Annotated in this window: 10 protein-coding genes; 4 read left to right on the top strand and 6 right to left on the bottom strand. The window is 46.2% G+C overall.

Going from position 1 to position 12261, the window contains the following annotated elements:
* Positions 1–22 precede the first annotated feature (22 nt).
* From H3V12_RS05235 to H3V12_RS05245, 3 genes are all read right to left on the bottom strand, one after another.
* The gene (locus tag H3V12_RS05235; RefSeq protein WP_178391783.1) at positions 23–169 is read right to left on the bottom strand and encodes a hypothetical protein; all 147 of its coding nucleotides are present in this window, start codon (positions 167–169) and stop codon (positions 23–25) included.
* A 2-nt stretch (positions 170–171) separates the two neighbouring features.
* Positions 172–1116, bottom strand: a complete 945-nt coding sequence (locus H3V12_RS05240; RefSeq protein WP_198213299.1) for a heme o synthase — start codon at positions 1114–1116, stop codon at positions 172–174.
* 469 nt (positions 1117–1585) lie between these two features.
* Positions 1586–3064 (bottom strand): cbb3-type cytochrome c oxidase subunit I, encoded by a 1479-nt coding sequence (locus tag H3V12_RS05245; RefSeq protein ID WP_198213301.1) that lies wholly within the window; start codon positions 3062–3064, stop codon positions 1586–1588.
* 332 nt (positions 3065–3396) lie between these two features.
* On the opposite strand from H3V12_RS05245, the gene H3V12_RS05250 reads away from it, so the two are divergent.
* The 3 genes from H3V12_RS05250 (at position 3397) to H3V12_RS05260 (ending at position 7535) form a co-directional block, all read left to right on the top strand.
* Positions 3397–3882 (top strand): invasion associated locus B family protein, encoded by a 486-nt coding sequence (locus tag H3V12_RS05250; protein ID WP_225867817.1) that lies wholly within the window; start codon positions 3397–3399, stop codon positions 3880–3882.
* Positions 3883–4008: 126 nt separating this feature from the next.
* Positions 4009–5421 carry a metalloprotease TldD gene (gene tldD / locus H3V12_RS05255; protein ID WP_198213305.1) on the top strand — a complete coding sequence of 471 codons (1413 nt, stop codon included), beginning with the start codon at positions 4009–4011 and terminating at the stop codon, positions 5419–5421.
* Between the two features lie 890 nt (positions 5422–6311).
* Positions 6312–7535, top strand: coding sequence for a YeeE/YedE family protein (locus H3V12_RS05260; RefSeq protein ID WP_198213307.1), 1224 nt, complete (start codon positions 6312–6314; stop codon positions 7533–7535).
* A 22-nt stretch (positions 7536–7557) separates the two neighbouring features.
* On the opposite strand, the gene H3V12_RS05265 is transcribed toward H3V12_RS05260, so the two are convergent.
* The 3 genes from H3V12_RS05265 to dxs are packed head-to-tail and all read right to left on the bottom strand — an operon-like array spanning position 7558 to position 11477.
* Entirely contained in the window at positions 7558–8811 is a 1254-nt protein-coding gene (locus H3V12_RS05265; RefSeq protein WP_198213309.1) for a class I SAM-dependent RNA methyltransferase, read from the bottom strand.
* Positions 8804–9553 (bottom strand): TlyA family RNA methyltransferase, encoded by a 750-nt coding sequence (locus H3V12_RS05270; RefSeq protein ID WP_198213311.1) that lies wholly within the window; start codon positions 9551–9553, stop codon positions 8804–8806. The genes H3V12_RS05265 and H3V12_RS05270 overlap by 8 nt, the downstream gene beginning before the upstream one ends.
* A 1-nt stretch (position 9554) precedes the next feature.
* Complete coding sequence (dxs, locus tag H3V12_RS05275; protein WP_198213313.1) at positions 9555–11477, bottom strand: 1-deoxy-D-xylulose-5-phosphate synthase; 1923 nt, start codon at positions 11475–11477, stop codon at positions 9555–9557.
* 290 nt (positions 11478–11767) lie between these two features.
* Here dxs and H3V12_RS05280 point away from each other — a divergent pair, with 290 nt between their 5' ends.
* On the top strand, positions 11768–12259 hold the full coding sequence (locus H3V12_RS05280; RefSeq protein WP_075870160.1) for a DedA family protein: 492 nt from the start codon (positions 11768–11770) through the stop codon (positions 12257–12259).
* The last annotated feature ends 2 nt before the right edge of the window (positions 12260–12261 follow it).

The following is a 12261-nucleotide window of genomic DNA, read 5'->3' on the forward strand; positions in this document are numbered from 1 at the left end:
TTCCTTGGGTGAACCCGTTATTTCAGGCACCCACATGCGCCATCGTGGCCGCATATACAAGAAGAACAAAAAGAAAAAGTGCAATAGCAAGGCCTTTTGCCCTATGACGCTGAGCTTTTTTCTGAATTTCTGTAAGTTCGATTTGATTGAGAGGCTTGTGCCCGTCCATATTCATGCTCCCGGATAGCCCATGAGGCGAGTAGCCAGCGATTCTATCAGTAGCACTGCAAACAAAGCTGCGAGATAAAAGAGCGAGAAGAAAAACAGTTTCTTCGCACGTGCCACAGTTTCTTCGCGATTTTCCGTCTTCCAAAGTTGGTAGGAATGATAGACGAAGATAACGCCTAGAATTGTCGACAAAGCCCCGTAAGTCATGCCGGCAAAACCGATAAAATAGGGTGCAATTCCGCATAGCGCCATCAAAATTGCATAAACGAAAATCTGGTTTTTCGTCGATCGCTCGCCTTTCACATTCGGCATCATTGGAATATGGGCAGCACCATAATCGGTCGTAACAAAAAGCGAGAGGGCCCAGAAATGCGGAGGGGTCCACATAAATATAATGAGAAAGAGCACAACGCTTTCAATGCTGATTGTACCGGTTGCCGCTGCCCAGCCGATCATCGGAGGAAATGCACCAGCAGCACCGCCGATAACGATATTTTGCGGCGTAGAGCGTTTAAGCCACATGGTATAGATCACGACATAAAAGAATATTGTAAAAGCAAGAAATGCGGCCGAAAACCAGTTAATGAAAATGCCCATTGTAAGCACTGACAATGCCGACAATACGAGGCCGAAAACCAGCACTTCACCGCCCGTTAACTTGCCAGCCGGTATAGGACGTTTTTTAGTGCGTTTCATGATGGCATCAATATCGGCATCATACCACATATTCAAAGCGCCCGACGCCCCGCCACCAACGGCAATACATAAAATTGCCAGAAAGCCGAGAACGGGATTGATAGGATTAGGTGCGACCATCATGCCGACAAGTGCTGTGAATACGACCAGAGACATCACCCGCGGCTTCAAAAGAATTATATAGTCGTTCGCATCGGCTTCCGAAGGGCCAACCAAATGCGGTTTTTGCAATGCTTGCTTTGATATGGACATATATAACCCGTTCTTTTAAATGCATCTTTTAAAGCGGTGCCTTCGTGGCATTACCGGACGAAAGGTCAACACAACCTCGACTATAGAAGCTATTTTAACAACAAAACGCAACTATTAATTTGTTTTTTAAGGAAACAATATCGATTTCTTGAAGATCAAACGACTTTAAGCACGTTGTTCGGGGCGCTCAATTCAATGGCAAAAGCAGGAAAAATTTTCCGCTTATTTTGTATGCACTATTCCATTTTCGAAAATGAATCTTTGAAAAATATACCAACGTAAATTTAAAAATCCGATTGCGGAATAGATAATTAAAATCACACATCTGATGCTTTTTTAAAAATATGTGTTGCTAACCTTTCAGAGAGTTTTCTCCGGTTATAAGGTAATTGGCTCGCCCCATATTTAATCGGCTCAAACTTAAACAATAAACGCTTTTGATTTCAAAAATCCGTAAGCCCGGTAGCCATTATTTCGTTACGACAGGCACTTTTTCCCATGCGTCTTTGTTAGGAGGTGACGGCAATTGCCATTCCAAAGTCAAAGCCCCCTCGCCCCACGGATTACCTTCTGCTTTTTGTCTTACAATAAAAGTTTTACAGAGCCCGAATAGAAAAACAATAACCGAAAAGGCTGCAAGAAGTGCCCCGACTGACGAAAACATATCCGATATAGCCGGACTGAAAAGAGCATTATCAGTTAATTCATTGAGATGTTGAGGCAGGAAAATAGCGTTAACGCCAATAAACAATGACCAGAAGTGCAAATTCGTCATGGCTTTGCTGCAACGATATCCCGTCATTTTCGGCAACCAGTAATACCAACCGGCAAAAATTGCAAAAACAGCACTGAGTGACAGGATGTAATGGAAGTGGGCAACAAATGCAGACTGATCTTTCGGGCTAATGCCGTTGCCGATTGTTACAAGCTGCAATGCTGAAAGTTGCCCCATCAAGACAACAAAGAAAAAGCCCATTGCCCACAACATCGGTGTCTCGAATTTGAAATTGCTTTGAACCAATGTCACACACCAGCTCAAAAGGATAAAAGCAGTTGGTAAAACGATAAAAGGCAGCGCAACTTTGAAATAATGAGCCATGATATCAGGCTTCTCGAATTGGAAAAGATCGTTCATCCAAAGAATGAAACCGATTGTGCCAGTAAACACCATAGCCGCAATGACAACGTTTTCCATAAAAAGACGACGCTTGCAGAAGGTTACCAGAATTTCACTGATAATTCCGAAAGCCGGCAGGAGCAGCACAAATATTTCCGGATGGCTGAAGAACCATACCATCATTGATAAATGTCCGGCATTGCCCGAACTGTTAAAAACAAGTTGCGTCAAAGCCGCAAGCATCGCCGGAACCGAAACCAGTCCCAGAAACGACGAGACGAGCACCGACCAGACAAAAACCGGCAACCGAGAAAGGGTAAGTCCCGGCGCCCGCATTGTAATAATTGTTGTGATGAAATTGATAAAAGTAATAATGAACGAGATCGACCCGATGACGATCGTTGCAAGCATCAATATTTTGAAGTTATTTCCATCACCGTCTGACAAAAGTGCAATGAAACCAAAAAGAATAGTAATGGGTAACAATAAGAAAGCTGCCAAATTTGCACGTGGAAATGCAACATTATGGGTGCCGATCATTAACGGTACAAACCAGTTGGCAAAACCGCCGATCAATGCCGGCATAACCATGAAGAACACCAAAATCAGCGCGTGCGCCGTGCTCATGAATGATAAAAGAGCTGTATCTTTCGGAAAAATGCCGTCGAGAAAGGCAAAATCGTTTCCGTTCATAGAAAGACGCAAGGCAAATGAAAATACTGCACCGATGACGCCTGCTACGATTGCGAGCACCAGATAGAGTGTACCGATTGCTTTGCTATCCAAGTTCGATAACGATGAAAAAAAACTTTTCTTTGCGTATTCAGACATCAATTTTGCCAACGTAATCAAGCAATCTATTGATTGCGAAACCTGTTTTCACTTCGTTTAACAACATATTTACATCAAAACAATGCGACAAACAGCCCCAAATAGAAACACTTCATTGCCATAATTGTCAATTCTGCGCGCTTTTGCCATGTTCTTGCCCAAGAATTGAACTTTAAGTGATATCTGTTGTGAATGGTTTACACTGTCGTGCTTGTGGACTCTTTTCACAAACGCTGAAGCGCGATATCGTCAGGATGATTCGAGCAGGAGTTTCTATGTCACTTCGTCATTTTTTCAAACGAGCTTGTGGCGTCGCCGCGTCTTATCTAACGATGATCGGGCTTTGCCTTGCTCTTGCAGAGGCGCAAACGCCCAACCAACAGGATGTGCCTGCTCCGAAAACTTTTGGAGCATGGACGAAAGTCTGTTCTCTCCCCCCGGGGACACCGAATGTCCAATGTGAAGTTGTCCAGAATGTGCGTGCGCAAAACCGGCCCGACATTGCTTTTCGTGTCACGCTTTATAAGTTGCCGAAAAATCAGGGCACACTTATGAGGGTCTTTGTTCCTATCAGAGTTGAACTGCGTCTGGGTGTAGGAATCAAGATAGACAATAAAGATATGGGCAAAATGGAATATCGTCGCTGTCTTGGTGACAATTGCGTAGCCGAAGCATTTCTGAAAGATGACGATCTTAAGTCATTTCTTGAAGGGAAAATGGCAACCTATTTCATATTTACGACACCTGAAGAAGGTGTCGGCGGCATGATCGATCTTAACGGCTTGAAGGACGCTTATGCTTCCTTGCCAAAAGAATAGGGCGAAAACGATAGCAAACCCGCGGATCACTCTGACCGATCAATAAAGATTGAAGCGGTCTTTATTATCGTGCTCGTGTTTTTATATAAATGAGCGAAAAGGGCCGTTTAAAGACAGGAAAATTATATGAAACCGCTGATCGAACAATTCGACGTTGGAGCCAATGATGTCCAATCGATTGTGAAGGACACTTTGAAAAATGCTGACGATGGAGAATTGTTTCTTGAATATCGTGAAAGTGAATCACTCCTTTTCGATAATGGAAGACTGAAAAATGGTTCGTTCAATCAGGATAAAGGTTTCGGTTTACGTGCTGTAGCGGATGAGGCGACCGGTTATGCCCATTCCGGAGAGCTCACGAAAGCGGCATTAAAAAGAGCCTCGGATGCGGCAAAGGCTGTCACCAACGGCTACCAAGGAACTTATAGCGCGGCACCACGTGGCACCAATAAAAAGCTTTATGACGAACTGAACCCGCTCAATTCCCCCTCGTTCGAAGCTAAGGTAGCACTTCTTAAAAAGATCGATTCTTATATCCGAAATAAAAATGATGCCGTTCGGCAAGTCTCTGTATCGCTTGCAGGATCGTTGCAACAAGTCGAGATTTTACGTGCCGATGGCGAGCTTGTAAGAGACGTTCGCCCGCTTGTGCGGCTTGCTGTTTCAGTGGTTGCAGGAAAAGGTGACCGGCTTGAAAATGGTTTTTACGGTTGCGGTGGCAGGCAAGCTTTTGACCGCTTTATTGCGGAAGACAATTGGCAAATGGCTGCCGATGAAGCGCTCCGTATGGCTCTGGTCAATCTCGAAGCCGAGCCTGCACCGGCTGGTACATTCGACGTGGTCCTAGCAAGCGGGTGGCCGGGTGTTATGTTGCATGAAGCTGTTGGGCATGGACTTGAAGGTGACTTTAACAGGAAAAAGACTTCTGCTTTTTCTGGTCTCATGGGACAACAGGTCGCTGCAAAAGGTGTGACAGTTATTGATGACGGCTCGATTGCCGGGCGTCGTGGTTCTCTCACCGTGGATGACGAAGGAACGCCTTCTGCACGTAATGTTCTGATCGAAGACGGAAAGCTCGTCGGTTACATGCAAGACCGGCTTAATGCACGTTTGATGGGCATGCGCCCTACGGGAAACGGGCGGCGTGAATCCTATGCCTGTGCACCGATGCCAAGAATGACCAACACAATGATGTTAGGTGGCCAATATACGCCTGAAGAAGTGCTCGGCTCCTTGAAAGACGGCATCTATGCTGTCTCCTTCGGTGGTGGTCAGGTCGACATCACTTCAGGAAAATTTGTTTTCGAATGCACCGAAGCTTACCGCATCAAAAACGGTAAAATCGTTGCCCCGATCAAAGGGGCTACGCTTATCGGTAATGGTCCGGACGCTATGAAACGCATCACAATGATCGGTAACGACCCCAAGCTTGACAATGGAATTGGCACATGTGGCAAGAACGGACAAAGCGTTCCGGTTGGCGTCGGTTTGCCACATTTGCGCATTAATGGAATGACCATTGGCGGCACTGCTGTTTGATGCCAAACATTAGATTGCCAGTTAGCATTGCCACTATCTCGGAAATGATGGGTAAGCAATTTTGCTAACAAATAATCGGGTCGTTTTCGTTAGTTGATGATATCCTACAAAATTTTCTCTACTGGTGGTTAAACCTTTTATTTGAAGGCAAGACATAGGCCGTTCACGCGAAAATATAATTTTCCGAGTGTACTGAAGTGGAGACGAAAACGACTCCTTCAGGTATTTTTTTGACCATCTATCACTGTTGTGAAACCTTGATATGGACACTTGCTCAAGGCCATAATACCGATACATCGAGGTTTGGATGATATTGTTATCACAAACTTCCCGCTTTAAAGCTTCGAGAACGCCCGACGGCAAATCCTGATAATTTCTATGTCATAATGCGGTCAAATCGGATTCGACAAATTGTCGACCGAAATATGCGAAATAGACGGCTTTGATTACGGAAATCGCAAAGTTCCTTTGCTGAATTGCCATCCTTGAATGATAAAAATATCTTCGCCATTAATCAGGCAATCTGGCAAAAGAACGAACTATCGAAAAGCCGCTTTCAATTGTCAATCTCACCAATGTTTTGACCAAACGATGGCAATTTTCTTTTTGGAAAGATATCGTAAATTATCGATCGTAAACTCTGCTTTAAAAATTCGAATTCCGATGCAATTTCGAATTATGAGAAGACACCGTTTGGAATGTAGTTCTACCGAACGTCCATCGAGCATCCCGCTTTTTATCTTCACTGCAAAAGCTCAAAAAAAACCTTTCACTTCAAAAACCTAATTTTCTTGTTTTTTGAACAAAGAACATTGAAAATGTAACCTTAATTTTGTAGGAAAAATAATGAAATTGCCCGAAACGGGCTTTCATGATTGAAAGGAATTACCATGTACACGGTCGTGTCTGGTCAGCCTCAAAAGCTGTCTCGTCAGTTTACACTTCCAAAAATTATCAGCGCTTTATTCATTGTGCTTGCTGCTATTTGGCTTTCAGTTAGCTACAGCGTTGAGCAAGGGCTTTTGCTTCTTGTCGGTGCAGCGCTTGGAATAACGCTTTACCATGCGTCATTCGGCTTTACTTCGGCCTGGCGCAATTTCATTCTTGATGGACGGGGACGCGGTTTGCGCGTGCAAATGCTGATGCTGGCAATTGCTGTTTTACTTTTTTTCCCGACATTAAGCCTCGGTGAAGTTTTTGGCCATCCCGTCAATGGCTCACTCGCCCCATTAAGCCTTTCGGTTATCATTGGAGCCTTTATGTTCGGCGTGGGAATGCAACTTGCCGGTGGCTGCGCTTCCGGTGTGCTATTTACTCTCGGTGGCGGCAATGCCCGCATGCTTCTCGTTCTTGCATTTTTTGTTCTTGGTGGCTTTGTTTCAACGGCTCATGCATCATTCTGGGCAAATATGCCGGCACTGAAACCGGTTTCGCTAGTTAAAACCCTTGGCGCACCATTAGGAATTTTAGTCTCGCTTGTGCTTTTTGCAATCATTGCATCGGTGACAGTTATCATCGAAAAACGTCGCCACGGCGCGCTTGAACAGGAAAAGACAACAACTCATAAAGGTTTACAACGTTTTTTCCATGGCCCTTGGCCAATGGTTTGGGGCGGCATTGCCTTGGCATTGCTTAATTATTTGACACTTGTGATTTCAGGAAAGCCATGGAGCATTGCCGGCGCCTTTCCGATTTGGGGGGCAAAAATCAGCTCTGCTCTCGGTGTCGATGTCGCAAGCTGGCAGTTCTGGCAAAACCCGGGAAACGCAAAAAACCTTAGCTCGAGCATATTTTCCAATGTCACTTCGGTGATGGATTTCGGCATTATCGCCGGAGCAATGCTTGCTGCCGGTTTAGCTGGCCGTTTTGCTTTCAAATTCCGTATGCCTGTCGGCTCTGCATGTGCAGCCGTTATTGGCGGGCTACTTCTTGGATATGGTGCCCGTGTTGGCTTCGGCTGCAATATCGGTGCCTATTTTTCAGGTATCGCATCAGGCAGCTTGCATGGCTGGCTTTGGGTTGTTGCCGCGTTCTTCGGAAATACGGCTGGTGTTTACCTAAGACCGGTTTTTTATAAAAATCCTCAAACTGCGCCGCAAATCAAATCCTGCTAGAGATAAGCGCAGTTCACATTTCTTAAAGGCGCCAGCCTGGTTTGGGCTTGCGCTTTTTAAGCAAAGCAACAGCCTCGACGTGGGGTGACCATAAAAATTGGTCCAACGGCACAAGCTTTTCAACTGTGTAGCCACCCTCAATCAAAATAGATAAATCACGCGCCATTGTGACCGGATTACAGGAAACTGCAACCACACGCGGAATATTTGTTTTGGCAATTTCCCGTGCCTGTTCTTCAGCACCGGCCCGCGGCGGGTCAAAAACAAGCCCATCAAAAGCTTCCAACTCTCTTGGAAGAAGTGGACGACGGTATAAATCCCGCTTTTCGTAGGTTACAGTCTTCAACCCGACCGATTGACGATAGGCACGATCAAGGCTTTTTAAAGCGTCATCATCATTTTCAACAGCATGAACTTTCATCTTTTCGGCCATGCGGAACGTAAATGTGCCTGCACCGGAAAATAGGTCGGCCGCATTTTTTGTTTTTTTTAAGCCTTCCAGGACGAGGCTAGCCATAAACTCATCCGCTTCTTTGGTTGCTTGTAAAAAACCGCCTGCCGCAAGTTCGACAATCGTTGAACCGAAATGAAGTTCCGGCCTTTCTTTCTCTATGATGATCTCGCCATCCGCCGTCAAACGTATGAACGATTGCTTCAAGCCCTCTTCTACGAGCCGTTGGCGCAATTTTTCATCATTGATGTTGCAGCCCTCCAATGCAACATCGATTCCGTTTTCTGCCAGTGTCACATTAATCCGGATTTCCTTAGAGTAGTTTGCCAATAATGCGGCAACCGATCGGATTGCCCCAAGTGCATCCACAAGCTCCGGACGCGAGACGGGACATTCCTCAATGGCCACAACTTCATGGGATTGGTAGCGATTGAACCCGACAATTTGCCCTTTCGGCGTTACACGGGCGGTCAAAATCATGCGACGGCGCGTATGTGGGGCACATGGAATAACGGGATCTACATCGGTTGTTATGTTTCTCCCCTCCAATGCGTCGATTACCAAAGACTTCTTCCACATTCTGTAAGGGTGATCGGCCCAATGCTGCAATGAGCAACCACCACAGTCTTCAAAATGTTTGCATTTTGCTTCAACCCTTTCGGGGGACCGTTTTTTCAACGCAATGACTGAAGCATGATTGTTTTCTGACGCAATATTGGCAACTTCCTGAGGAAGTGTGAACGGCACATAGATCAATCCATGGTTTGTCTTTGCAACCCCGTCACCGGCGACACCGATATGGTCTATTACGACCTCTTCAATCATTGCTTTTTTCTCCGAAAAGTAAATATTCGCGATTTCCATCACCACCTTCAATCGGGGAAGGAATCAACCCTTTCGCGCGCCAGTTATCAAGCCCGTCAAGCCAATAAAAAAGTTCGTGTGCCACACTTTCCGCGCGTGATGGATCTTTGACAATGCCGCCCCGACCTATGCCTTCGCGCCCGATTTCAAATTGCGGTTTGACGAGAAGCACAGCCTGTGCCCCCCTTTCAGCGAGACTTAATGCCGGAGGCAAAGCCAACTTTAACGATATGAAACTTACATCCGAGACGACGAGTTGAATTTGACGATTTTTCAAGTGGGCTTTCGTAAGGTCACGGGCGTTGAGCCCTTCGTAAAGGGTGATAGCCGGATGGTTAACGAGGGAAGAATGAAGCTGACCGTGACCGACATCGACAGCTATGACGTGGCTCGCTCCTTTTTCAAGCAGAACTTCTGTAAATCCCCCCGTTGAAGCACCGATATCAAGCGCGGTTACACCTTCTGTTTTAACCGGAAAATATGAAAGTGCAGCAATCAGTTTCAAAGCAGCACGGGATACATAATGTTGGGCAGGGTCAAAAACCCCTATATCGGCATTTTCCAAAACAGCTTGCCCTGCTTTTTTCACAACAATGCCGTTGATAGTTACAGTGCCTCGGGCAATAGCATCCCGTGCACGTGAGCGCGTTGAAAAGAAATTCTTTTCAACCAGAAGTGTGTCCAATCTCAGCCGTTCCGGCATTTCAGGCCCGAATTTGTGGTGTCACCAGTGCTTCGCGGCCGAGAGCGGCAAAGACGGTATTGACGATACCGGTTTTATCAAGCCCAATCTCGGAAAGAATTTTTGCTTGCGGCCCATGATAGAGATATTTATCCGGCAATGTCATTGTACGGATTTTCAATCCCTTGTCGAGCAATCCGTCCCTGGCGAGAAATTGCAAAACTTGCGCACCAAAACCGCCGGCTGCCCCCTCTTCAATCGTGACGAGAACTTCATGTTCGAGCGCAAGGCGACGAACAAGATCTTCATCAAGCGGTTTTGCAAAACGGGCATCTGCAACCGTTGTCGAAAGTCCTGAGGCTGCCAGTTCATCGGCGGCGGCAAGTGCCTCCTGCAAACGGGTACCAAAGCCCAACAATGCCACTTTACTGCCCTCACGCAGGATGCGTCCCTTACCAATTTCGATCAATTCGCCACGTTCCGGCAGTTTAAGACCAACGCCTTCACCGCGTGGATAGCGGAAAGAAATTGGCCCCTGATCATAGGCTGCAGCCGTGCGCACCATATTCATCAATTCCAGCTCGTCGGACGGTGCCATGACAACAAAACCTGGAAGTGCAGACAAAAAGACCGTGTCATAACTTCCGGCATGGGTTGAACCGTCTGCACCGACAAAACCCGCGCGGTCAATTGCAAATTTCACCGGCAATTGTTGTATCGAGACATCGTGCACGATCTGGTCATAAGCACGTTGGAGAAATGTCGAATAGATAGCTACAAAGGGCTTCAGGCCTTCACAAGACATTCCGGCTGCAAAAGTGACTGCATGTTGCTCGGCAATGCCGACATCGAACATGCGCTTGGGGAATTTTTTGGCAAACTTGTCGAGCCCTGTTCCGGAAGGCATTGCAGCAGTAACCGCAACAATCTTGTCGTCTAGCGTTGCTTCTTTAATCAAAGAATCGGCAAATACTTTGGTGTAGGACGGAGCTTTGCTCTGAACTTTTATTTGTTCGCCGGTCACAACATTGAAACGGCTAACTCCATGATATTTGTCACTCGCTGCTTCAGCCGGTGCATAGCCCTTGCCCTTGCGTGTAACAACATGAACAAGAACCGGACCGTTCGGATGTTCGCGGACATTTTTCAAGACCGGCAGGAGATGCTCGATATTGTGACCGTCGATCGGTCCGACATAGTAGAATCCCAACTCTTCAAACAGCGTGCCACCGGTCAAAAAGCCACGCGCAAATTCTTCACCGCGACGGGCTTTATCCCAGAAAAATTTGGGAAGCTTTTTGCTCAAAGCTTTGGCGCGTTCACGCAGATTACGGTATGAAGGGCTTGAAACCAGCCGTGCAAGATAGGCACTCATTGCTCCGGTTGGCGGAGCAATCGACATATCGTTATCGTTAAGAATAACAATGAGCCGCGCGTCAAGCGAACCGGCATTGTTCATCGCCTCATAGGCCATGCCAGCAGACATTGCACCATCACCGATAACGGCAACAACATTACGCTTTTTTTCCTTTTTCAGGTCATTGGCAACAGCCATACCGAGACCCGCAGAAATGGAGGTTGAAGAATGGCCCGCCCCGAACGGATCATAAATGCTTTCGCTGCGTTTGGTAAAACCTGACAATCCCCCTTCCTGACGAAGAGTACGGATACGATCACGCCTGCCCGTCAATATCTTATGGGGATAAGATTGATGCCCGACATCCCAAATAATACGATCGTCGGGTGTGTTAAAAACATAATGCAAAGCGACAGTAAGTTCTACCACGCCGAGCCCCGCGCCCAAATGTCCCCCTGTTACCGATACGGCATCAATTGTTTCAGCCCGCAATTCATTAGCGACTTCTGTCAAGGCGCTTTCCGGCAAGCGGCGCAGATCCTCCGGCAGATGTATCTTGTCCAACAATGGTGTTGATGGTCGCGACAAATTATTTTCCTTAGTTGTTTTCAACTGTTAACACATTTTCCTGTTTGCCAAAGCTTTACAGCTTTTGACGCAATTTTGCACCTTAAAACTCAAAAATTTTGGTTATTTAACGCTTGGCTTTTATCAAATTGCGATGATTGTCTCCTCTTATCCGCTTAAAATCGTCGACAAGACATAATTTTCAAGCTTTATGATGCGCTTGATAACAAATAAAGATGCGCCATATGACCAAACCGGCGTCCGTTTTCGTCATAAGAGTTATAAATTTAGCGTAAGATAGATGATAGGCAATGGTTGAAGAATATTTACAACATTGGATTTCACAATATGGCCCGTTTGCCTATTTCTTCATCCTCTATTTCGAATCATTCGGCGCTCCTGTACCAGGAGAAAGTGGCCTCATCGCCGGTTCTCTCCTCGCAGCTGCCGGAAAGCTCGATTTACTGCCCATGTTGCTTTGTGCCTTTACAGGAAGTGTGCTTGGCGATTGCACCGGTTATGCAATAGGCCATTTCGGCGGTGAAAAACTTTTATTGCGTTATGGCCATTACGTGAAACTCACACCACAAAGGCTCGAAAAGTTTCAGAATATGCTTGATAAACGCGGATTCTTCTTTGTAGCGACGGCCCGATTTATAGTCGTTTTACGCCAATTGAACGGGCTTATTGCCGGTTCCGGAGGAATGGCTTTTCCAAAATTTCTGGTTGCCAATATTATCGGGGCAGCCGCGTGGACTCTTGTCTGGGGCGGCGGCCCCTATCTTGTAAAATTCTTATTTTAAAA

The sequence above is a fragment of the Bartonella sp. W8167 genome (assembly GCF_016100335.1).
Lineage (GTDB): Bacteria > Pseudomonadota > Alphaproteobacteria > Rhizobiales > Rhizobiaceae > Bartonella > Bartonella apis.